Raw genomic sequence first — 21717 nt, 5'->3', positions numbered from 1 at the left:
CATGCAAAAGTTAACGGTAGTACTGAGCATCCTGGCGCTGACCAGCGCCAACGTGTACGCAGACACCAGTTGCGAGACGGTGAAGATGGCCGACCCAGGCTGGAGCGACATCGCCGCGACCAATGCCATCACCGGTTTTCTGCTCACGGGCATGGGCTACAAACCCAAGGTCGATACCCTGGCCGTGCCGATCACATTCGGCGGGCTCAAGGACGGCCAAGTGGATGTGTTTATGGGCAACTGGATGCCGGCACAACAAGGCTTCTACGACAAATTCGTGGCCAATGGCGACGTGGTGCAACTGGCGAAAAATCTCGACGGCACCGAGTTCACCCTCGCCGTGCCGGACTACGTATGGGATGCCGGCGTGCATAGCTTTGCTGACCTGAACAAATTTGCCGACAAGTTCGACAAGAAGATCTACGGCATCGGCTCCGGCGCACCGGCCAATATCTCGCTGCAAGAGATCATCAAGAAGAATGACTTCGACCTGGGCCAGTGGAAGCTGATCGAATCCAGCGAACAGGCGATGTTGGCCGAAGTGTCGCGAGCGGTGAAAAAACAGCGTTTCGTCACCTTCCTGGGCTGGACCCCGCACCCGATGAACGTGCAACTGAAAATGCACTACCTCAAGGGCGGCGAGAAGTACTTCGGTGACACCGGCAGCGTCTACACCCTGACACGCAAAGGTTATGCACAGGCCTGCCCGAACGTAGGAAAACTGCTGACCAACTTGAGTTTTACCCAAGAGATGGAGAACAGCATTATGGCCGAGGTCGCCAACAACAAAGTCAGCAATGCCGACGCGGCGAAGGCGTGGATCAAGGCGAACCCAGCGGTACTGGACAAGTGGCTCGACGGCGTAAAAACCCTGGATGGTCAGGAGGCATTGCCGGCGGTAAAAGCCAAACTCTAAAGGCTGACATTGTGGGAGGGCCCCCTCCCACAAACTTCGGTGTGTACTGATACCCTGATTCAAACCTTTTCAACCGAGTTATAAATGCCCCGGCTCAACCGCCACACTCTCTTGCCTTTCCTCAGTTGGCTGCCGCGCCAGACCCGCGCCAGCGTGGGCCGCGATGCAATAGTCGGCCTCAGCGGCGCGGTGTTGGCGTTGCCGCAGTCGATTGCCTACGCGCTGATCGCCGGCCTCCCACCGGAATACGGGCTGTACGCCGCGATCATCCCGGTGCTGATCGCCTGCCTGTGGGGTTCGTCGTGGCACTTGATCTGCGGCCCGACCGCCGCGATTTCCATCGTGCTCTACGCCAGTGTCAGCCCTCTGGCCGTGCCCGGATCGCAGGACTACATCACCTTGATCCTGTTGCTCACCTTCATAGCCGGCGTTTTCCAGTGGTTGCTGGGCATGCTGCGCTTCGGCGCGCTGGTCAATTTCGTCTCCCATTCGGTGGTGCTGGGGTTCACCCTGGGCGCCGCGGTGGTGATCGCGCTGGGGCAACTGCCCAATCTGCTGGGGCTGGATTTGCCCAGCCAGGCCACGGCGATCAACAGCCTGCTGGCGCTGATTGAGCACCGCGGCGAATGGGACCACGCCTCGCTCGCTCTGGGCCTCGGCACATTGCTGGCAGGGGCGCTGCTCAAATACTGGAAACCGCGCTGGCCGACGCTGTTGATAGCCCTGGCCCTCAGTAGCCTGGTGGCCTGGCTGTGGCCGGCCATGTTCGGGCAGGTGGCGCGGGTCAGTTCATTCGTGGGCAAATTGCCGCCGTTCAGCCCGTTGCCGATGGACCTGGACACGATTCTGCGCCTGCTCCCCAGCGCCGTGGCCGTGGGCATGCTGGGGCTGGTGACCAGCCTGTCGATTGCGCGCTCGCTGTCGGCCCGCTCGCAACAGTTGCTCGATGCGAATCAGGAAATTCGCGCGCAGGGACTCTCCAACATCATCGGCGGATTTTTCTCCGGATACCTGTCAGCCGGGTCCTTTACCCGTTCCGGGCTCAGTTATGAAGCCGGCGCCTGCTCACCGCTGGCTGGGGTGTTTTCCGCATTGTGGGTGGCACTGTTCGCGCTGTTTGGCGCGGCATTGATCTCACAAATCCCGATCCCGAGCATGGCCGCCAGCATCCTCCTGATCAGTTGGGGCCTGGTGGATCATCGCGGTATTCGCGCATTGTTCCGAGTCAGCCGCGCCGAATTTGCGGTGATGGGCCTGACCTGCGTGGCCACCTTGCTGCTGGAGCTGCAAACGGCGATTTATGCCGGCGTGCTGGCCTCGCTGTTTTTCTACCTCAAGCGCACCTCGCAGCCGCGCGTCCACCATTGGCGCGACGGTGACGAGGATGTGCTGCGCGTCGGCGGCTCGATCTTTTTCGGCGCCAGCCACTACCTGCAAGCGCGCTTGCAACGCTTACAGGGCGAACGCGTGGTCATCGACGCGCAGCAGATCAACTTTATCGACTATTCCGGGGTGGAGATGCTGCACCAGGAAGCGCGGCGTTTACGCAAGTTGGGGCGCAGCCTGACGTTGCGTCGGGCCAGGCCGCAGGTGGTCGAGGAACTGAAGAAGCTGGAAGGGGCCGACCACTGCCCCATCCATTTCGAAGACTGACCAGAGGGGCGTCAGGCCAACTGTCGACGCAACTCAGCCAGCACCGGGGCCGATGCCGGGCGCACGTCACGCCACAGGAAGAACGCTTCAGCCGCCTGTTCCACCAGCATGCCCAAGCCATCCATCGAGACGGCGGCGCCGTGCTGCGTGGCCCAGCGGCAGAAGGGGGTAGGGTCCTTGGCGTACATCATGTCGTAGCAAAAAGTCCTACCCGGTTCGATCAGGCTGCTGGCAATCGGCGGTACATCGCCTGACAAACTGGCGGAGGTGGCGTTGATAATGACGTCCACTGGCTCACGCAGCCAATCAAAACCACTGGCCGACACTGGGCCCAGGTCATCGAACAACTCGGCGAGCCGTTCGGCTTTTTCCACCGTGCGGTTGGCAATGATCAGCGAAGCCGGGTGTTCGGCCAGCAACGGTTCCAGCGCCCCACGCACCGCGCCGCCGGCGCCCAGGAGCAGGATGCGTTTACCGTTGAGGCTCAACCCGGCATTGACCGTCAGGTCACGCACCAGCCCGGCGCCGTCGGTGTTATCGCCCAGCAGGGTGCCATCGGCGAGTTTGCTCAAGGTGTTCACCGCACCGGCGCGCTTGGCGCGTTCGGTGAGGGTGTCGGCCAGGCGATAAGCGTCTTCCTTGAACGGCACGGTGACATTGGCGCCACGGCCCTGTTGAAAAAACTCACGGGCACAGCCGGTAAAGTCCTCCAGCGGTGCAAGCAACGTGCTGTAGTCCAACTGTTCGCCGGTCTGCTCGGCGAACATCCGGTGAATCAGCGGGGATTTGCTGTGGCCGATGGGGTTGCCGAAGACGACGTAGCGATCCATCAGTTCGCCGCCTTGGGGGCCGCGATGCCGAGCCAGTCGCGGTCCTGCAGGAAGTAATCGGTCAGACGCGCTTCTTCGCTGCCGGCCTCGGCTTTCCAGTCATAGCTCCAGCGCACTTGCGGCGGCAGCGACATCAGGATCGACTCAGTACGGCCACCCGATTGCAGGCCAAACAAGGTGCCACGGTCGTAGACCAGGTTGAACTCGACGTAGCGGCCACGACGGAACTCCTGGAACTCGCGTTGTTGCTCGGTATAAGCCATGGCCTTGCGGCGCTGCACGATCGGCAGGTAGGCATCGATATAGGCGTCGCCGATGGCGCGAATAAAGGCGAAACAGGTGTCGAAGCCCCACTCGTTCAAGTCATCGAAGAACAGGCCGCCGATGCCACGCGGTTCGTTGCGGTGCTTGATGTGGAAGTAGGTGTCGCACCAGGCTTTGTAACGCGCGTAGACGTCGGGGCCGAACGGCGCACACGCCTGCTCGGCCACACGGTGCCAGTGGATGCAGTCTTCTTCGTTGGCGTAATAAGGGGTGAGGTCGAAGCCACCGCCAAACCACCACACCGCTTCTTCGCCTTCTTTTTCAGCAATGAAAAAACGCACGTTGGCGTGGGACGTCGGCACATAGGGGTTGTGCGGGTGAATCACCAGTGACACGCCCAGCGCTTCAAACCCGCGACCGGCCAACTCTGGGCGATGGGCGCTGGCGGACGGTGGGAGGCCGCTGCCGAACACGTGGGAAAAGTTAACGCCGCCTTTTTCGATCACCGCCCCGTTCGCGATCACACGGGTGCGACCGCCGCCGCCGGCAGGCCGGGTCCAGGCGTCTTCGATAAAGCGAGTGTCCGTCTCGAAGGTTTCCAGGGCGCTGCAAATGCGGTCTTGCAGGTCAAGCAGGTAGGCCTTTACAGCCTCGGTGCGGGTAGTCATGGCATCACCTTGAATCGGGCAAAGCTACGCGAGGCCATCAGGCGTCGGCGGCAAATGGGCGCACAGGATACCACCGCGCTTAATGAGCACTGCACTTAGGTGCGCCGCAGTTGACGAAGATCAAGCATAGGAGTCCGATAGGGGCCTTCGTGAAAACGACCCAAGGAGAAGTGCAGATGGCCAAGCGTATCCAGTTCAGTGCCCATGGCGGCCCCGAAGTACTTGAATATGTGGACTACACGCCGGCGGAACCGGGCCCACAGCAGGTTCGCGTACGTAATGAGGCGATAGGCCTGAACTTCATCGACACCTATTTCCGCAGCGGCCTCTACGCACCGCCATCCCTGCCATCGGGGCTGGGCGCAGAAGGGGCCGGCGTGGTGGATGCAGTGGGCAGCGAGGTCACGCAATTCAAGGTCGGCGATCGCGTCGCCTACGGCAGCGGCCCGTTGGGCGCCTATAGCCAGTTGCATGTGCTGCCTGCCGCCAACTTGGTGCACTTGCCCGACGACATCAGCTTCGAACAAGCCGCCGGGGCCATGCTCAAGGGTCTGACGGTGCAGTACCTGCTGCGCCAAACCTATGAATTGAAGGGTGGCGAAACCATCCTGTTCCATGCCGCCGCCGGTGGCGTGGGCTCGCTGGCCTGCCAATGGGCCAAGGCCTTGGGCGTTAAGTTGATCGGTACCGTAAGTTCGCCGGAGAAAGCCGCATTGGCCAAATCCCTCGGCGCGTGGGAAACCATCGACTACAGCAAGGAAGATGTCGCACAGCGCGTGCTGGAATTGACCGACGGCAAAAAAGTCCCGGTGGTGTATGACGGCGTCGGCAAGGACACCTGGCTGACCTCGCTGGACAGCGCCGCACCACGCGGGCTGGTGGTGAGCTTCGGCAACGCATCGGGCGCGGTGGATGGGGTAAATCTGGGGATTCTGGCGGCGAAAGGTTCGCTGTATGTCACCCGGCCAACCCTGGCGACCTACGCCAACAATCCACAAAACTTGCAGGCAATGGCTGACGATCTGTTCTCGATGATCCAAAGCGGCAAGGTACGCATCGATATCAACCAGCGGTATGCCCTGGCCGAGGCGGCCAAGGCGCAGACCGAGCTGTCGGGGCGGCGTACAACGGGGTCGACCATCCTGTTGCCTTGACGGGCTGAGGTGCCTGGGCTGGTTGGCCTGCTTAACAGGCCAACCGGAACCAGCGCCGTCGCCCCAGGGTAGGTGCGAGGATCAAGACGGGCGGACCACCTTGCCCGTCGCCAGGTCGCGAATCAGGCTCGGGTTCTTGCGCCCGCCCAGGGCACCACCCAACACCAGGTCTAGCTGGCCACGGAAGTACTGCTCCACGCGGATCCGCGTTCGTGCCGCCGGGCGGCCCTGGGGGTTGGCGGAGGTGGAAATCAGCGGCCCCACCAGTGCGCACAAGTCCCGTACCAGCGGATGATCGCTTACCCGCAACGCCACCGTGTCGTGCACGCCGGTGACCCATTCCGGCAACAGATCCTGATGCGGCACCAGCCAGGTATTGGGCCCGGGCCAGGTACTGGCCATGCGCTCGATCCAGGCCTGCGGGAAGTCTTCGAACAGAAAATCGAACTGGCGGATGTTGTCCGCCACCAGGATCAGGCCTTTGTCCACCGAGCGATTCTTGATCGCCAGCAGCCGATCCACCGCCTCTTCGTTCCAAGGGTCGCAGCCCAGGCCCCAGACCGCCTCGGTCGGATAGGCAATCACCGCGCCTGCGCGAACCTCTTGTGCGGCTTTCAGCACACGCCACCTGTTGACCATGGTTTAACTCTCCGGACTAAAGCTGTGCGCAGTTTACCCATCTTCTTTGCAAAACCTAGCAGCACAAAAACCTAGCCACGCGCCAGCCAGCGCCCGCCCTCGCAGATGACCTGGCCTTCCAGCTCCAGCTCGGTCAGCGTCGCCAGCACTTGGGATAATGTGCGCCCGCTGGCAATGGCCAACCCCTCGCTGGTCTGGGGCGCAGCGTGCAGCAGTGCGACCAGCGGATGAGTAACCGGGGTCGGCGCCGGCTGTGATAACGCCTGCCAGCCACGCAAGCCTTCCAGAATATGCTCGATGGTTTCCACCAGCACCGCACCCTCGCGGATCAACTGATGGCAGCCCTTGGCGCCAGGATGATGGATGGAGCCGGGGATTGCGTACACCTCACGGCCCTGCTCGGCCGCCAATTTGGCCGTAATCAGCGAACCGCTGGCCATGCTGGCTTCCACCACCAGTACGCCCAAGGACAGGCCACTGATGATCCGGTTACGCCGTGGAAAGTTGGCAGCCTGGGGTGCGGCATCCAGCGGAAACTCAGAAACCACCGCGCTGCCTTGAGCAATCATCGCCGCGGCAAGGCGCCGATGACGTTGTGGATAAAAATTTTCCAGTCCCGTGCCCAGCACGCCGATTGTCTGACCGCCCACCTCCAGCGCAGCCTGATGCGCCGCGCCGTCGATACCCAAGGCCAAGCCACTGGTGATGACAAACCCGGCGCCCGCCAGGCTGCGGGAAAACGCAGCGGCGGTATCCATGCCTGGGCGGGACGCGCGACGACTGCCGACCACCGCCAACTGCGGTTTTTCCAGAATGCCAGGGTCGCCGGCGATGAATAACAACGGCGGCGCATCATCGATCTGGGCCAGCAGTGCCGGGTATTCAGGCTGATCCCACATCAACAAATGCTGGGCCGGATGCTCTAGCCACGCCAATGCCGCGCTGGCACCGTCGCGGATGTCCTGGCTTCGCCGTGCCTCGGCGCTGATGGCCGGCAAGCCCAGAGATCGCCAGGCACTGGCAGGGGCGCTGATGGCCTTGGAGGCGCAACCGAACGCCTCAATCAACAAACGGAAACGCTTCGGACCCAGCTCCGGCAGCCTGTGCAGCCGTAGGCGAGCCTCCAGTTCTGATGGGGAAATTTCGTGGCTATTAATCGGATTCATCTGATCATCCTTGATCGGAACAAGCTGTGGATAAGTCTGTTGGTAACTTATTTAGCAGGCTACTTATTGGCTTTGACGGGCAGTCTCGAAACGGTCCATCACCGCCAATGAGTGTGAAGCGCTAAGCACCAGGCCAAAGCTGAGCTTTTCATAGGTGCGAAACACCAGCAGGGTGCCGGCGGGTTCATCGGGAAGCGTTACCGGGGAGTCACTCAGGGGGTCCCTGACGGTGGCACCGGCTTTGATGACGGTCAGCAACTGGCCTTCGACCAAGCCATCGCGACGACCTTTGTCCAGAGTGACGGCGTCGAGTACCCCAATCTGGGTGACGCCTCGGGGGACATCGATGATGCGCCCTTCGATAAACGCCGCATTCAGCGGTACTTTGAGCCTTGCCAGGTCCACCGCAGGCTCGGCACGCAGCAAGCGATCACCGGGGCGTACCTCTTGGGTCACCCGTTGCAGCGCCAGGGTGCTCAGATCACCAGCGTAGATAAATCGAGCAGTGCCAATATCGTCGGCATTGACGCCCAGCAATTCTTGGGTGGCAGGGTCAGTGTAAAGCTTGCCGCGCCGCACCACGGCGTAGGCGGGCTGGGCGGGATCCAAAACGCCACGGGCATGCACACGCTCACCGTTGGCGCCCATGACCCGACCGTTGTCGGCCGCGATAATGTAAGGCGCTGTGTCCAGATCCTCGGGTTTATCCAGAATGCGGTTGTGCAGCAGAAAGCGTTGGATGGCCTGTTGCGTCGATGGATCGAGAGGCTGGTCTGGCCGCGGCAATAACGCCATGGCAAACGGCGCCCACAGCAGCAAGACGAGTAGCGATTTCCTCATGGGGTCAATCTCCTTTATTATGTGCGTTCGCGTGAAATGCCTTGGCCTTCGCGGCTTTCGAGCGTTTCACACCGGCCGTATGGGTCCATCCCACCGCCGATTTGCCTTTACCTCACATGTGCAGCAATTACGCTTATGGCTATTTTGAACATCCTCGAATTTCCCGACTCGCGCCTGCGCACGATCGCCAAACCGGTGGCCGTAGTGGACGACAAGGTTCGTCAGTTGGTCGATGACATGTTTGAAACAATGTATGAAGCCCCGGGCATCGGCCTCGCCGCGACCCAGGTCAACGTGCATCAGCGCGTCGTGGTCATGGACCTGTCGGAAGATCGCAGCGAACCACGGGTGTTCATCAACCCCGAATTCGAACCGCTGACCGACGAGATGGGCGAATACCAGGAAGGCTGCCTGTCGGTGCCGGAGTTCTACGAGAACGTCGAGCGCCCGTTGCGCGTGAAGATCAAGGCTCTGGACCGTGATGGCAAGCCCTATGAACTGATCGCCGACGGCCTGCTGGCGGTATGTATCCAGCACGAGTGCGACCACCTCAACGGCAAACTGTTTGTCGATTACCTGTCCACGCTTAAGCGTGACCGGATCAAGAAGAAGCTGGAAAAAAAGCATCGCCAGCAAGCTTGATGCCCCTCTTCCAAAGGCTTGCTGCGGCAAGCCTTTTTCTTTTGTGACTGTTTTTAACCGAGAACGCCCATGACCGAGCCACTGCGCATTGTTTTTGCCGGTACACCCGAATTTGCCGCCGAACACCTCAAGGCGCTGCTCGCCAGCCCCTATGAGGTGGTCGCGGTGTACACCCAGCCGGATCGCCCGGCCGGGCGTGGGCAAAAACTGATGCCGAGCCCGGTCAAGCAACTGGCGCTGGAACACAACATCCCCGTGCTGCAGCCGCCGACCCTGCGCAACGCCGAGGCTCAGGCCGAATTGGCCGCGTTACAACCGGACCTGCTGGTGGTCGTGGCCTATGGTCTGATCCTGCCTCAGGCCGTCCTGGATATCCCACGCCTTGGCTGCATCAACAGCCACGCCTCGCTATTGCCGCGCTGGCGCGGTGCGGCGCCGATCCAGCGTGCCGTCGAGGCCGGCGACAGCGAAAGCGGCGTGACCGTGATGCGCATGGAAGCAGGCCTGGACACCGGTCCGATGCTGTTGAAAGTCACCACCCCAATCACCGCCGAAGACACCGGCGGCAGCCTGCACGACCGCCTCGCCGAGCTGGGCCCACCGGCTGTGATCCAGGCCATCGCCGGCCTGGCCGCCGGAACCCTGCAAGGCGACGTGCAGGACGACAGCCTGGCCACTTACGCACACAAATTGAACAAAGACGAAGCACGCATCGACTGGCGCCGCCCGGCCGTGGAGCTGGAGCGCCTCGTGCGTGCCTTCAACCCGTGGCCGATCTGCCACAGCACCCTCAATGGCGAAGCCCTGAAAGTGCTGGCCGCTACCTTGGCCGACGGCAACGGCGCGCCCGGTGAGATCATCGGCGCCAGCAAGGACGGCCTGCTGGTGGCCTGCGGCGAACAGGCGCTATGCCTGACTCGTCTGCAATTGCCCGGTGGCAAAGCGCTGAATTTCAGCGATTTGTTCAACAGCCGACGTGAGAAGTTTTCCCTGGGTACCGTCCTCGGGGCGGCCGTCCAATGAACCCGCGTCTGGCTGCCGCCAAGGCACTCGCCGCCGTTCTCAACGGCAAGGCATCGCTCAACAGTTCGCTGCCCACACAGTTGGATAAGGTTGAAGATCGCGATCGCGGTTTCACTCAGGACCTGGCCTTCGGCACAGCCCGCTGGCAACCACGTTTGTCGGCGTTGGCAGCCAAGCTGTTGCAAAAGCCGTTCAAGGCGGCGGATGCGGATGTCGAAGCGCTGCTGTTGGTGGGCCTCTATCAACTGCTCTACACCCGGGTGCCGGCCCACGCCGCCATCGGAGAAACCGTCGGCTGTGCCGACAAACTGAAAAAGCCCTGGGCCAAGGCCCTGCTCAACGCCGTGCTGCGCCGCGCCCAGCGTGAAAGCGAAGCGCTGCTGGCCGAGCTTGAACATGACCCGGTGGTGCGTACCGCGCACCCACGTTGGCTACAGAAATCCCTGAAAGCTTTTTGGCCGCAGCAGTGGGAAGCCATCTGCGCAGCCAACAATGCGCACCCGCCGATGATCCTGCGAGTCAATCGCCGCCATCATCAGCGCGACGCCTACCTGAAACTGCTCAGCGATGCCGGCCTCAGCGCCACGCCATGCGCCTACAGCGTCGACGGCATCGTGCTCGAAACCGCCACCGATGTGCGCGGCCTGCCGGGGTTTGCCGAGGGTTGGATCAGCGTGCAGGACGAAGCCGCACAGCTGGCCGCCGACCTGCTCGATCTGGCGCCAGGCCAACGTGTGCTGGATGCCTGCTGCGCGCCGGGCGGTAAGACGTGTCACATTCTGGAAGTGGAAAAAGACCTGGCGCAGGTGGTAGCCGTCGATTTGGAAGCCAAGCGCCTGGTGCGTGTACGGGAAAACCTTGCGCGCCTGGGCCTGAGCGCCGAACTGATTGCCGCCGACGGACGCGACACCGCCACTTGGTGGGACGGCAAAGCTTTCCAGCGCATTCTGCTCGATGCGCCATGCTCCGCCACCGGCGTGATCCGCCGCCACCCGGACATCAAACTCACCCGCCAAGCCGATGACATCGCCGCACTCGCCGCGCTGCAAGGCGAGTTGCTCGATGCCCTGTGGCCAACCCTGGAAGTCGGCGGCATTCTGCTCTACGCCACCTGCTCCACTTTACCCACCGAGAACACCGAGGTTATTGAAGCCTTTCTCGCGCGCACCAGCGGCGCGCGGGAGCTGGACCTCGCCACCGCGGCCGGTATCAAGCAGCGCCACGGTCGGCAACTACTCGCGCAGGAAGGCGGGCACGATGGCTTCTACTACGCCAAACTGATCAAGATCGCCGCCGCGCGCGGCTAAAGGCTTTGAGGGAGTGACCGGATGAAAATCATCATCCTAGGCGCAGGGCAGGTCGGTGGCACGTTGGCTGAACATTTGGCCAGCGAAGCCAATGACATCACCGTGGTGGACACCGACGCCGAGCGTCTGCGGGATTTGGGTGACCGCCTGGATATCCGAACCGTACAAGGCCGCGCCTCGTTTCCTACCGTACTGCGCCAAGCCGGTGCCGACGACGCCGACATGCTGGTCGCCGTGACCAATAGCGACGAAACCAACATGGTCGCCTGCCAGGTCGCTCACACACTGTTTCACACGCCGACCAAGATCGCCCGGGTGCGTGAGGCGGCCTACCTGACCCGCGCCGGGCTGTTCGATAACGATGCGATCCCGGTGGATGTCTTGATCAGCCCGGAGCAGGTGGTTACCCACTATATCAAGCGCCTGATCGAGATCCCCGGCGCCTTGCAGGTGATCGACTTCGCCGAAGGCAAAGCGCAGCTGGTAGCGGTGAAGGCCTATTACGGCGGGCCTTTGGTGGGCCAGCAGTTGCGCCAATTGCGCGAACATATGCCGAACGTCGAAACCCGCGTGGCGGCGATTTTCCGTCGTGATCGACCGATCCTGCCCCAGGGCGACACGGTGATCGAAGCCGACGACGAAGTGTTTTTCATCGCCGCCAAAGCGAATATTCGCGCAGTCATGAGCGAAATGCGCCGACTGGACGAAACCTACAAGCGCATCGTCATCGCCGGCGGCGGGCAAATCGGTGAGCGTTTGGCAGAGGCCATCGAAAGCCGCTACCAGGTCAAGATCATCGAGATGAGCCCTGCACGCTGCCGGCATTTATCCGACACCTTGGACAGTACGGTCGTACTCCAAGGCAGCGCTTCAGACCGCGACCTGCTGGTGGAAGAGAACATCGCCGACGCCGATATTTTCCTGGCGCTGACCAACGATGACGAGGCCAACATCATGTCCTCCCTGCTGGCCAAGCGCCTGGGGGCAAAAAAGGTGATGACCATCATCAACAATCCGGCCTATGTGGACCTGATCCAGGGTGGCGATATCGACATCGCCATCAGCCCGCAACTGGCGACCATCGGCACTTTGCTCGCCCATGTGCGCCGTGGCGATATCGTCAGCGTGCACTCCCTGCGTCGGGGCGCGGCGGAAGCGATTGAGGCGATTGCCCACGGCGATTCGAAGTCGAGCAAGGTCATCGGCAAGGCCATTCGCGACATCGGCCTGCCGCCGGGCACCACCATTGGCGCGATCATTCGCGATGAAGAGGTGCTCATTGCCCACGACGACACGGTGATCGCCACTGGTGACCACGTCATCCTTTTCCTTGTGGATAAGAAACATATCCGTGACGTGGAGAAACTGTTCCACGTGGGGCTGAGCTTTTTCTGATTTAGGAGTACGCCGGCATGCTTGAATCCCTGGAGAAAATGCTCGCCAAGGGTGTGGATAACTCGCTGTTGCGCTTTGGTCTGGGCAAGGGTTATTTGGATTTGAAGGACAACGCCAAGGCAGCCGAGCATTTGCAGCGGTGCGTCGGCTTTGATCCGAAATATTCGGCGGCGTGGAAGTTGTTAGGCAAGGCACAGTTGGGCTTGGGCGATAATGCCGCAGCGCGGCAGGCGTGGGAGAAGGGCATCGAAGCGGCCCAGGCCCACGGCGACAAGCAGGCCGAGAAAGAGATGATGGTGTTCCTGAAGAAACTCGACCGCTAAACCCGAGCAGATCGAAAATGTAGGAGGGGCGGTGCGACGATTCGACTTGCCCCCTCCCACATTTGGTTTGCCGTTGTTTTTCGGTCAGCAGTGGGTCAGTACCACCGTGCTTCACCCGGCGGACGTTTCTTGAAGCGCTTCATGCTCCACATGTACTGGCTCGGGTAGGCGCCGACATAACGTTCCACCACCTTGCTCATCGCCGCGCAGGACGTGGCGGTGTCGGTGCTGTACATGTCTTCCGGCGCCGCTTCCAGGATCACTTTGTAGCCCGAACCGTCCGGCAGGCGCAGGGCATGCAGGAACACGCCCACAGCCTTGTGGCCGGCGAGCATGTTGGGCACGAATTTGCTGGTGAGGGCTTGGGTGGCGAAGAACGGTACGAAGATTCCCGCGGACTCCGCCGGTTCCGGGTCGGCGGGAATACCCACCTGGCCACCTTTGCGCACTTCCTTGATCACACTCAGGATGCCTTCCTTGGTGGAGGCAGCTACGCGGTTGCCCAGTTGCACCCGCTGCTTGCGCAGCAATTCGTCCACCGCCTTGAGCTTGGGCGGGCGGTAGAAAATGATCGGTTTGCACTGGCTGCAATAGAAGTGGTTCAACACTTCCCAGTTGCCCAGATGACTGGTGATGCCCACCACGCCTTTACCCGACGCCAGAGCCTCGTGCAGGACTTCCAGTCCTTCGACTTCACGCACCAGGTCGATGGAGCGCTGGGCCGGCCAGATCCAGGCGCAGGCGCTTTCGGTCAGGGACTTGCCGATGTCCATCAGGCTGCGGCCGACCAGGCGCTCGCGCTCGGCGGGGTCCATGTCCGGAAAGCATTTGGAGAGGTTGATCCGCACCGTGTCGCGAGAGCGGTTGGGGGTTTTCCACATGACCCAGCCAATCGCGGTACCGACGGCCTGGACAGCGCGCCAGGGCAGTAGGGCGAACAACCGGAGAGCGCCTACCAGCAAGGCGCCTTTAAACTTTTCCACAGGTCACTCCTGATCGTGTGCGGTGCGCAAAGCGCGCATTCTAACCGGCGTTGACCAACTGCGCGTAACGGTCGCAATCCTGAGTGTGATCCATGACCATGCCCGAGGCCTGCATAAAGGCGTAGCAAATGGTCGGACCGACAAAGGTGAAACCGGCTTTTTTCAAGGCTTTGCTCATCGCCTCGGCCTCTGGCGTGATCGCCGGAACTTCACTGCGATCCTTGAAGTGATTGATCTTGGGCACGCCACCGACGAAAGACCATAGCAAGCCCACCGGGTCTTCCAGCGTCAGCCAGGCGGCCGCATTGCGGCGGGTGGCGTTGAGCTTCAAGCGATTGCGCACGATGCCTGGGTCCTGCATCAACGCTTCGATTTCATCATCGCTCAAGCGCGCCAGGCGCTGGGCGTCGAAGCCGAACAACACCTTTCGATAATGCTCGCGTTTGCGTAAAACGGTGATCCAGGACAGGCCCGCCTGGAACCCTTCGAGCAATAACAACTCGAACAAACCCTGCGCATCGCGCAGCGGCGTTCCCCACTCTTGATCGTGATAAGCCATGTACAGCGGATCTTCAGAACACCAAAAGCAGCGTGGCATAAGGCTCCAGGGGATGGTGGCGCGGCCGAATCGGGTATACTCCCGCTCTTTAAATCGCAGCCCAAGTAACAGGTGAATTTCGTGAGCCAGCCTACGCCAGCCGTGCGTACCTTCCAAGACTTGATCCTCGCCCTCCAGCAATACTGGGCCGAGCAAGGTTGTGTGGTACTTCAGCCCTACGATATGGAAGTAGGCGCCGGCACTTTCCACACCGCAACATTCCTGCGGGCCATCGGCCCGGAAACCTGGAACGCCGCTTATGTGCAGCCCAGTCGCCGCCCGACTGACGGCCGCTACGGCGAAAACCCGAACCGTCTGCAGCACTACTACCAGTTCCAGGTGGTATTGAAGCCCAACCCGGACAATTTCCAGGAACTGTACCTGGGCTCGCTCAAGCATGTGGGCCTGGACCCTCTGGTACACGACATCCGTTTCGTCGAAGACAACTGGGAATCGCCGACCCTGGGCGCCTGGGGTCTGGGGTGGGAAGTCTGGCTCAACGGTATGGAAGTGACGCAATTCACGTACTTCCAGCAGGCCGGCGGCATCGAGTGCTACCCGGTGACCGGCGAAATCACCTACGGCCTGGAACGCCTGGCGATGTACCTGCAAGGTGTGGACTCGGTCTACGACCTGGTATGGGCTGACGGCCCGTTCGGCAAAGTCACCTATGGCGACGTGTTCCACCAGAACGAAGTGGAGCAGTCGACCTATAACTTCGAACACGCCAATGTCGACAAGCTGTTCGAACTGTTCGATTTCTATGAAAGCGAAGCCAAGCGCCTGATCGAGTTGGATCAGCCGCTGCCGTTGCCGAGCTATGAAATGGTGTTGAAGGCTTCCCATACCTTCAACCTGCTGGACGCCCGCCGCGCCATCTCGGTGACCGCGCGTCAGCAATACATCCTGCGTGTACGCACCCTGGCGCGTTCCGTCGCCCAAGCCTACCTGCTGGCACGCGCCAAGCTGGGCTTCCCGATGGCAACCCCAGACCTGCGTGATGAAGTGTTGGCTAAGCTGGAGGCTGCACAATGAGTGCTCAAGATTTCCTGGTTGAACTGGGCACCGAAGAGCTGCCACCCAAGGCACTCAATACCCTGGCCGATGCGTTCCTGGCCGGGATCGAAAAAGGCCTGCAGACCGCAGGTTTGAAGTTTGAGGCGAAAAAAGTCTACGCCGCGCCGCGCCGCCTGGCCGTGTTGCTGACCGCGCTGGAAACCCAACAGCCGGACCGCAGCATCAACCTCGACGGCCCGCCGCGCCAGGCCGCGTTCGACGCCGAAGGTAACCCGACCCAAGCCGCCCTTGGCTTTGCCAAAAAATGTGGTGTCGAGCTGAGCGACATCGATCAAAGCGGTCCGAAACTGCGCTTTAGCCAGGTGATTACCGGCAAGCCGACCGCCAGCCTGTTGCCGACCATTGTCGAAGACTCTCTGAACGACCTGCCGATTCCCAAGCGCATGCGCTGGGGCGCGCGCAAGGAAGAGTTCGTGCGTCCGACCCAGTGGTTGGTGATGCTGCTCGGTGATCAGGTCATCGACTGCACCATCCTCGCCCAGAAAGCCGGCCGCGACTCCCGCGGTCACCGTTTCCATCATCCGCAAAGCGTGCGCATCACCTCGCCGGCCAATTACCTCAATGACCTGCGCGGCGCTTACGTATTGGCCGATGCCAATGAACGTCGTGAACTGATCAGCAAGCGCACCGAAGAGTTGGCCCGCCTGCAGGAAGGCACCGCCATCGTACCGCCGAACCTGCTCGACGAAGTGACCGCGCTGGTTGAATGGCCGGTGCCTTTGGTGTGCTCGTTCGAAGAGCGCTTCCTCGACGTGCCGCAGGAAGCCCTGATCACCACCATGCAGGACAACCAGAAGTATTTCTGCCTGCTGGACATGGACGGCAAGTTGCTGCCGCGCTTTATCACCGTGGCCAACATCGAAAGCAAGGACCCGCAGCAGATCATCGCCGGTAACGAGAAAGTCGTTCGCCCGCGCCTGACCGACGCCGAGTTCTTCTTCAAGCAAGACAAGAAGCAGAAGCTGGAAGACTTCAACCTGCGCCTGCAGAACGTGGTGTTCCAGGAAAAACTCGGCAGTGTCTATGACAAGGCCGTACGGGTTTCGAAACTGGCCGCTTACATTGCACCGCGCATTGGCGGTGATGCCGCCTGGGCCGCGCGTGCGGGCTTGCTGTCCAAGTGCGACCTGGCCACCGAGATGGTCGGTGAGTTCCCCGAGATGCAAGGCGTCGCCGGTTACTACTACGCCCTCAACGACGGCGAGCCGAACGACGTGGCTCTGGCGCTGAACGAGCAGTACATGCCGCGCGGTGCCGGCGCCGAGTTGCCGTCCACCCTGACCGGCGCGGCCGTGGCCATCGCCGATAAGCTGGACACCCTGGTCGGCATCTTCGGTATCGGCATGCTGCCGACCGGGAGCAAAGACCCCTATGCCCTGCGCCGCGCGGCCTTGGGCGTGCTGCGCATTCTGATCGACAAAAAGCTCGACCTCGACCTGACCCAGGCCGTGGTGTTCGCGGTCGGTCAGTTCGGCGGCAAGGTCAAGCAGGCCGGCCTGGCTGAGCAAGTGCTGGAATTCGTGTTCGACCGTCTGCGTGCGCGTTATGAAGACGAGGGCGTGGACGTGTCGGTATACCTGTCGGTTCGCGCTCTGCAACCGGGTTCGGCACTGGACTTCGACCAGCGCGTACAAGCCGTGCAGGCGTTCCGTAAGTTGCCGGAAGCCGATGCGCTGGCGGCCGTGAACAAGCGTGTGTCGAACCTGCTGAGCAAGGCCGAAGGCCTGGGCAATGCCGACGTCGACCCTGGCCTGTTTGCCGATGCCAAGGAGTTCTCGCTGAACTCGGCCATCGCCAAGGCCGAGAATGCGGTGAAACCGCTGATTGCAGAACGCAATTACGCCGAAGCACTGGCGCGCCTGGCTACCTTGCGTGAGCCGGTGGATGCGTTCTTCGAAGCGGTGATGATCAATGCCGAAGATGCTGGTGTGCGGAAAAATCGCTACGCCATGCTCGCGCGTCTGCGCGGCTTGTTCGTCAATATCGCCGATATTTCGACCCTGAGCTGACCATGCTGAAACTGCTGATTCTCGATCGGGACGGGGTGATCAATTACGACTCCGACGCTTACATCAAGTCGGTGGAGGAGTGGATTCCACTGCCCGGCTCGATCGAGGCCATTGCGCAGTTGAGCAAAGCCGGCTGGACGGTGGCCGTCGCCACCAACCAGTCCGGCATTGCCCGTGGCTACTATGACCTCGCCACCCTGGACGCCATGCACGCGCGCTTGCGCACGTTGGTGGCCGAGCAGGGCGGTGAGGTGGGGTTGGTGGTGTACTGCCCCCATGGACCGGACGAAGGCTGCGATTGCCGCAAACCTAAGCCGGGCATGTTGAAAACCATTGCAAAACATTACAACGTGCCATTGGCTGGGATATGGTTCGTCGGGGACAGCCTCGGTGACCTGGAGGCGGCCAAGGCCGTCGACTCTCAGCCAGTTTTGGTAAAGACCGGGAAAGGCGAAAAGACCCAGGCGAAAAACCTGCCGGTAGGCACTTTGATTTTTGACGATCTGGCGGCAGTTGCCGCAGAACTTATCAACAACTAGCCGCCCTCGACTTCCTGACCAAGGATTGTTCGGGAGTGCGCTGTTCAACAGGCGGGCCGTGTCCCGCAACGGTAAATGCCGCCATGTCGATCTTGCAGGCCATCAGAACCTTTTTCTTTTACCTGCTGCTGGGCACCAGTTCGTTTCTTTGGTGCACCCTGAGCTTTTTTATTGCGCCGTTCCTGCCGTTCAAGGCGCGCTATCGCTTTATCAACGTCTACTGGTGCCGCTGCGCTTTGTGGTTGGCCAAGGTATTCCTGAATATCCGTTTCGAGGTCAAGGGCGCGGAAAACGTCCCGCAGCAGCCTTGCGTGATTCTGTCGAACCATCAGAGCACCTGGGAAACGTTCTTTCTCTCGGCATACTTTTCGCCCTTGAGCCAGGTGCTCAAGCGCGAACTGCTGTATGTCCCGTTCTTCGGTTGGGCCATGGCGATGTTGCGGCCGATCGCGATTGATCGAGACAACCCCAAGGCCGCGCTCAAGCACGTTGCCAAGAAGGGCGATGAGCTACTCAAAGATGGTGTGTGGGTACTGATCTTCCCCGAAGGCACACGAGTACCCTACGGCACTGTGGGCAAGTTCTCCCGTGGCGGGACTGCTTTGGCGGTCAACGCCAATCTGCCGGTATTGCCGATTGCCCATAACGCCGGCAAATTTTGGCCAAAAACTGGCTGGGCCAAACGCGAAGGCACGATCACCGTGGTGATTGGCGAGCCGATGTACGCCGAAGGAGAGGGCCCAAGGGCTATTGCAGCGCTGAACGACCGTGCTCAGGCGTGGAATGAAGCGCAGCAACGTGCCATGGGTTCGCTGCCTCCGGAGCCCGTGGTGGTGGACACGCCCGTCGTTTGAAGTTCTGTGGATAACCTGTGCACGGATTGTTGGCAAATGGCTCTTTTTTAAACATAACTTGCTGATTTTATTGAATATTCAAAAAAAGAATAAAATCACAAAAACCGTGCATAAGTTTTTCCAGCTATAAAAAAACCGGTCCTGATGACCGGTTTTTTTGTGCCTTGTGAAAAAGCCTTACTCATTCATCTAAAAGAGGCAAACGTAGGCTGAAAGCGGTGCCTTTGCCCAGTGTACTTTCGCAGTCGATCCGGCCTCTATGGCGCTCAACAACGGCTTTAACCATTGTTAGCCCCAACCCAAGCCCTTCGCTGCCCTGTGCAGAATCAAAGCGCCGGTACTGGCTGAACAGCTCCGGCAAATCCTCTGGTGCTATACCTGGGCCCTGGTCGCTGATCCGGCATTCCAACCAGCCCTGCTCACTGGCGTGACTCAACCTGACGGTAGTCCCGGAAGGTGAGTATTTGACGGCATTCTCAAGCACGTTAAACAACGCACGCGTCAGCAGCGATTGGTCGGCTGACACCATGCCTTCGTCAGTCTCATCCAGGTCATGAACCAGATGTATGCCTTTGAGCTGGGCGATCACTGCCACTTGGTCGAAGGCATCCATCACCAACATGGCGAATAAGGTCGGCTGGAATTGATAACCGTCAGCCTCAGCTTTCGCCAACTGCACAAATGACTCCGTTAGGCTCAGCGCACGTCGAACTTGTTGTTCGACCTGGGCAAACACCGGCGACTCACCGCTGTGCACATCCAGTAACGCGAGGATGGCCGAGTGGGGCGCGCGCAGGTCATGGGACAGGAACCGCAGCATGGTTTCTCGATGCTGCTGGGCCTCGCGCTCTTTGCTCAGGTCGGTGAGGCTCAGCAGCCAGCCGAGGGCGACGTCCCCTTCGGCCGGTAGCAACGGGGCAAGCTCCATGCGCAGACTACGTTGATGGATATCGCGAAACTCCACCAATTCCAACGCCGACAGGGCAGGGCGCACGCCGTTGTGCAGCGGTGGGTAGCCCAGATCGGCAAGTTGCTCCAGCAGGTTTTCGGCGACCAGGTCATTACCGAACACCTCACGGGCAATGCGGTTAGCCAAAAGAATATTGCCGCGGGGGTCGGTAATCAGCGTGGCCACCGGCAGGCATTCCAACCCATCGGCCATAAAACGGCGAGTATCCCGCGTGCGGCTGACAGCCTGTTCCAAGGCAAAAATGCGCGCTTGCAACACATCACCGCGGCTGGCGGGTGCGCGGCGCCGTTCGGGAAGCACCTTGGGTTCGTTATCCAGACGCGCCAGCTCCCAACCGAAATAGGCCAGGATCACACTCAGGCGACGCCAATTCCAGACCAGGTAGCTGAGCAGCAAACCGATCAAACACGCGGCGGGTGACCACCAGTGGCCCAACCGCAGTAACCCCAAAGCGATAAGCAACGCCGCAAGCATGCAGCCCACGGTCATCCACAAGGCATAGCGGGGACGATGAAGCAGCAGGCCCAGCAGCACCGCCACAAGACTCGTCGCTATCAGTGCCGCCAGCCATCCAGGCAGATCCACGACGCTGCGTCCCTGGAGCAAGGCATTGAGAACGTTGGCCTGGATGTCCAACCCGGCCGTGGCGCCGACAGTGGAAGAGAGCGGGCTGAAAAAATAATCGCCCAAGCCTGAGTCCATCCCCCCCACTAGAATCAAGCGACCATGCAGCATTTCAGGTGGTACTTCGCCATGCAATACGCTGACATAGGACACACTGGGAAATCGGGCACCAGGCGCAATAACAGGGACGCGAACCCCATGTTCGCGCTGCCAATGTTGCAATATCGACGCCTGCGGGTTGCCTGGCATCGGCTTCGTTTCATCGCTCATTTCATAAGCCAACCAGGCCAACTGCGGGACCGTGGCACCGACAGGTCCCTCACGCAGGTACAGGCGTCGCACCACACCGTCGTTGTCGGCTTCTACGTTGATATGACCCAGCCCTCTGGCACATTTAAGCAGGGGCAACATTTGCGCGTCGGCCTGGCTATAGCGAGAAGAGCCTTCGCGAACCAACGGCAGCACTACATTGCCGGCGTTACATACGGCGTCAGACAGGCGCTTGTCGCTCGCAGGTTCCTCTGGTTCGCTGAAGATGACATCGAAAAGGATCCCTGCCGGTTGTGCGGCATTGAGGCGGTCAATCAAATCGGCGTGCAAGCTGCGCGGCCATGGCCACGGCCCCAGTTTCTTGAGGCTCGGTTCGTCGATGGTCACCAGCAACACGCGCGGGTCCACCGGTAGAGGAGTGAGGCGGCGAAAAGTGTCATAGAAGGAGTTATTCAGCGCCAACCCCGAACTCACCGACAGGTAGGCCGTCATAGGCAGCAGCAGCAAGCCGATCCACACCCATTCGCGCACCAAGCCGTGAAACAAGCGCTGGGCGTGGGTGGGTTGGCGTTTTTCGGCCTTGCCCCAAAGCATCATAGGTCACCGTATCTAAGCAGTGGCTGGATAGGCACACACGCCTTGAACCCAGTGAAGCTCATTTTCGACCCGCGGGACGATGTTTGCTGCTTGATGTTCATGAAGGCATTGGCCATGGCGAATTGAGCACGATGGGATTATGGGGCGGTAACTCGTTTTTGAGGACAGGAGTCTACGACAGCACATGCGTCGGCTGAGCCTTTTCCTTACTATCGGGAGTCGGTATCTTCCCTTCCTAGGTAGCGAGAATTTCCAATGGGTTAACCGCTCATGGACTTCAGCCTACCGAGAGATCCAGGGAGCGCCGTTTCTGAGCACAATTCTTCAGATTCAACGGCCGGCATCTGCGCAGTACGTGCCTTGAACAGGCTGACGG

At 60.7% G+C, this 21717-nt stretch carries 20 protein-coding genes; 12 read left to right on the top strand and 8 right to left on the bottom strand.

The genetic code is table 11. The features are described from left to right. The first annotated feature begins 1 nt into the window (after position 1). Both choX and QRN41_RS21475 read left to right on the top strand, forming a co-directional pair. On the top strand, positions 2-916 hold the full coding sequence (choX, locus tag QRN41_RS21480; RefSeq protein ID WP_123479135.1) for a choline ABC transporter substrate-binding protein: 915 nt from the start codon (positions 2-4) through the stop codon (positions 914-916). Between the two features lie 84 nt (positions 917-1000). Further along, the gene (locus QRN41_RS21475; RefSeq protein WP_285422121.1) at positions 1001-2569 is read left to right on the top strand and encodes a SulP family inorganic anion transporter; all 1569 of its coding nucleotides are present in this window, start codon (positions 1001-1003) and stop codon (positions 2567-2569) included. 11 nt (positions 2570-2580) lie between these two features. Here QRN41_RS21475 and aroE read toward each other — a convergent pair whose 3' ends face one another. Then, positions 2581-3399: a shikimate dehydrogenase gene (gene aroE, locus QRN41_RS21470; RefSeq protein WP_285422120.1), complete on the bottom strand. Its 819-nt coding sequence runs from the start codon at positions 3397-3399 to the stop codon at positions 2581-2583. Next, positions 3399-4331, bottom strand: coding sequence for an oxygen-dependent coproporphyrinogen oxidase (hemF, locus tag QRN41_RS21465; protein ID WP_285422119.1), 933 nt, complete (start codon positions 4329-4331; stop codon positions 3399-3401). The genes aroE and hemF overlap by 1 nt, the downstream gene beginning before the upstream one ends. Positions 4332-4507: 176 nt before the next feature. On the opposite strand from hemF, the gene QRN41_RS21460 reads away from it, so the two are divergent. Further along, positions 4508-5485: a quinone oxidoreductase family protein gene (locus QRN41_RS21460; RefSeq protein ID WP_034101646.1), complete on the top strand. Its 978-nt coding sequence runs from the start codon at positions 4508-4510 to the stop codon at positions 5483-5485. 81 nt (positions 5486-5566) lie between these two features. Here QRN41_RS21460 and tsaC read toward each other — a convergent pair whose 3' ends face one another. The 3 genes from tsaC to QRN41_RS21445 all read right to left on the bottom strand — a co-directional run bounded on the left by tsaC (position 5567) and on the right by QRN41_RS21445 (position 8130). Further along, positions 5567-6124 carry an L-threonylcarbamoyladenylate synthase type 1 TsaC gene (gene tsaC, locus QRN41_RS21455; protein ID WP_034136321.1) on the bottom strand — a complete coding sequence of 186 codons (558 nt, stop codon included), beginning with the start codon at positions 6122-6124 and terminating at the stop codon, positions 5567-5569. A gap of 71 nt (positions 6125-6195) precedes the next feature. After that, positions 6196-7290, bottom strand: coding sequence for a DNA-processing protein DprA (dprA, locus tag QRN41_RS21450; protein ID WP_285422118.1), 1095 nt, complete (start codon positions 7288-7290; stop codon positions 6196-6198). Between the two features lie 63 nt (positions 7291-7353). Then, positions 7354-8130 (bottom strand): peptidoglycan-binding protein, encoded by a 777-nt coding sequence (locus QRN41_RS21445; RefSeq protein ID WP_285422117.1) that lies wholly within the window; start codon positions 8128-8130, stop codon positions 7354-7356. A 135-nt stretch (positions 8131-8265) separates the two neighbouring features. Between QRN41_RS21445 and def the strand changes: the two genes are divergently transcribed. The 5 genes from def to QRN41_RS21420 all read left to right on the top strand — a co-directional run bounded on the left by def (position 8266) and on the right by QRN41_RS21420 (position 12820). After that, positions 8266-8772: a peptide deformylase gene (gene def / locus QRN41_RS21440; RefSeq protein WP_034101640.1), complete on the top strand. Its 507-nt coding sequence runs from the start codon at positions 8266-8268 to the stop codon at positions 8770-8772. 69 nt (positions 8773-8841) lie between these two features. Further along, a complete protein-coding gene (gene fmt / locus QRN41_RS21435) occupies positions 8842-9795 on the top strand; it encodes a methionyl-tRNA formyltransferase (RefSeq protein WP_285422116.1) in 954 nt (317 codons plus the stop codon). Next, on the top strand, positions 9792-11102 hold the full coding sequence (gene rsmB / locus QRN41_RS21430) for a 16S rRNA (cytosine(967)-C(5))-methyltransferase RsmB (RefSeq protein ID WP_285422115.1): 1311 nt from the start codon (positions 9792-9794) through the stop codon (positions 11100-11102). Before fmt ends, rsmB begins: the two co-directional genes overlap by 4 nt. Before the next feature lie 21 nt (positions 11103-11123). Beyond that, a complete protein-coding gene (gene trkA, locus QRN41_RS21425; protein ID WP_123479141.1) occupies positions 11124-12497 on the top strand; it encodes a Trk system potassium transporter TrkA in 1374 nt (457 codons plus the stop codon). A 17-nt stretch (positions 12498-12514) separates the two neighbouring features. Then, on the top strand, positions 12515-12820 hold the full coding sequence (locus QRN41_RS21420) for a tetratricopeptide repeat protein (RefSeq protein WP_034136316.1): 306 nt from the start codon (positions 12515-12517) through the stop codon (positions 12818-12820). A gap of 95 nt (positions 12821-12915) precedes the next feature. Here the strand turns inward: QRN41_RS21420 and QRN41_RS21415 are convergent, their stop codons facing one another. Together QRN41_RS21415 and QRN41_RS21410 are read right to left on the bottom strand one after the other, a co-directional pair. Continuing rightward, positions 12916-13803, bottom strand: a complete 888-nt coding sequence (locus tag QRN41_RS21415; protein ID WP_034101631.1) for a lysophospholipid acyltransferase — start codon at positions 13801-13803, stop codon at positions 12916-12918. A 40-nt stretch (positions 13804-13843) separates the two neighbouring features. After that, positions 13844-14401 (bottom strand): DNA-3-methyladenine glycosylase I, encoded by a 558-nt coding sequence (locus tag QRN41_RS21410; RefSeq protein ID WP_034101630.1) that lies wholly within the window; start codon positions 14399-14401, stop codon positions 13844-13846. Between the two features lie 81 nt (positions 14402-14482). Here QRN41_RS21410 and glyQ point away from each other — a divergent pair, with 81 nt between their 5' ends. From glyQ to QRN41_RS21390, 4 genes are all read left to right on the top strand, one after another. Then, the gene (glyQ, locus tag QRN41_RS21405) at positions 14483-15436 is read left to right on the top strand and encodes a glycine--tRNA ligase subunit alpha (protein ID WP_003187265.1); all 954 of its coding nucleotides are present in this window, start codon (positions 14483-14485) and stop codon (positions 15434-15436) included. Next, a complete protein-coding gene (gene glyS / locus QRN41_RS21400) occupies positions 15433-17487 on the top strand; it encodes a glycine--tRNA ligase subunit beta (protein WP_034136314.1) in 2055 nt (684 codons plus the stop codon). The genes glyQ and glyS overlap by 4 nt, the downstream gene beginning before the upstream one ends. A gap of 2 nt (positions 17488-17489) precedes the next feature. Continuing rightward, the gene (gene gmhB, locus QRN41_RS21395; protein WP_162276705.1) at positions 17490-18026 is read left to right on the top strand and encodes a D-glycero-beta-D-manno-heptose 1,7-bisphosphate 7-phosphatase; all 537 of its coding nucleotides are present in this window, start codon (positions 17490-17492) and stop codon (positions 18024-18026) included. A gap of 83 nt (positions 18027-18109) precedes the next feature. Continuing rightward, positions 18110-18880 (top strand): lysophospholipid acyltransferase family protein, encoded by a 771-nt coding sequence (locus QRN41_RS21390; RefSeq protein WP_034101628.1) that lies wholly within the window; start codon positions 18110-18112, stop codon positions 18878-18880. A 181-nt stretch (positions 18881-19061) separates the two neighbouring features. Here QRN41_RS21390 and QRN41_RS21385 read toward each other — a convergent pair whose 3' ends face one another. After that, on the bottom strand, positions 19062-21341 hold the full coding sequence (locus tag QRN41_RS21385) for a CHASE2 domain-containing protein (RefSeq protein ID WP_285422114.1): 2280 nt from the start codon (positions 21339-21341) through the stop codon (positions 19062-19064). Positions 21342-21717: the final 376 nt, after the last annotated feature.

It is taken from the genome of Pseudomonas sp. efr-133-TYG-23, assembly GCF_030209215.1.
Lineage (GTDB): Bacteria > Pseudomonadota > Gammaproteobacteria > Pseudomonadales > Pseudomonadaceae > Aquipseudomonas > Aquipseudomonas rhodesiae.
This window is presented reverse-complemented; position numbering and strand designations above follow the sequence as displayed.

Bases quoted from the DNA above. Each gene is read 5' to 3' on its own strand.
- gmhB (WP_162276705.1), top strand. From the start codon at position 17,490: ATGCTGAAACTGCTGATTCTCGATCGGGACGGGGTGATCAATTACGAC.
- QRN41_RS21445 (WP_285422117.1), bottom strand. From the start codon at position 8,130: ATGAGGAAATCGCTACTCGTCTTGCTGCTGTGGGCGCCGTTTGCCATG.
- def (WP_034101640.1), top strand. From the start codon at position 8,266: ATGGCTATTTTGAACATCCTCGAATTTCCCGACTCGCGCCTGCGCACG.
- choX (WP_123479135.1), top strand. From the start codon at position 2: ATGCAAAAGTTAACGGTAGTACTGAGCATCCTGGCGCTGACCAGCGCC.
- rsmB (WP_285422115.1), top strand. From the start codon at position 9,792: ATGAACCCGCGTCTGGCTGCCGCCAAGGCACTCGCCGCCGTTCTCAAC.
- QRN41_RS21420 (WP_034136316.1), top strand. From the start codon at position 12,515: ATGCTTGAATCCCTGGAGAAAATGCTCGCCAAGGGTGTGGATAACTCG.
- glyS (WP_034136314.1), top strand. From the start codon at position 15,433: ATGAGTGCTCAAGATTTCCTGGTTGAACTGGGCACCGAAGAGCTGCCA.
- QRN41_RS21385 (WP_285422114.1), bottom strand. From the start codon at position 21,341: ATGATGCTTTGGGGCAAGGCCGAAAAACGCCAACCCACCCACGCCCAG.
- QRN41_RS21475 (WP_285422121.1), top strand. From the start codon at position 1,001: ATGCCCCGGCTCAACCGCCACACTCTCTTGCCTTTCCTCAGTTGGCTG.
- aroE (WP_285422120.1), bottom strand. From the start codon at position 3,399: ATGGATCGCTACGTCGTCTTCGGCAACCCCATCGGCCACAGCAAATCC.
- hemF (WP_285422119.1), bottom strand. From the start codon at position 4,331: ATGACTACCCGCACCGAGGCTGTAAAGGCCTACCTGCTTGACCTGCAA.
- QRN41_RS21460 (WP_034101646.1), top strand. From the start codon at position 4,508: ATGGCCAAGCGTATCCAGTTCAGTGCCCATGGCGGCCCCGAAGTACTT.
- QRN41_RS21410 (WP_034101630.1), bottom strand. From the start codon at position 14,401: ATGCCACGCTGCTTTTGGTGTTCTGAAGATCCGCTGTACATGGCTTAT.
- trkA (WP_123479141.1), top strand. From the start codon at position 11,124: ATGAAAATCATCATCCTAGGCGCAGGGCAGGTCGGTGGCACGTTGGCT.
- tsaC (WP_034136321.1), bottom strand. From the start codon at position 6,124: ATGGTCAACAGGTGGCGTGTGCTGAAAGCCGCACAAGAGGTTCGCGCA.
- fmt (WP_285422116.1), top strand. From the start codon at position 8,842: ATGACCGAGCCACTGCGCATTGTTTTTGCCGGTACACCCGAATTTGCC.
- QRN41_RS21390 (WP_034101628.1), top strand. From the start codon at position 18,110: ATGTCGATCTTGCAGGCCATCAGAACCTTTTTCTTTTACCTGCTGCTG.
- dprA (WP_285422118.1), bottom strand. From the start codon at position 7,290: ATGAATCCGATTAATAGCCACGAAATTTCCCCATCAGAACTGGAGGCT.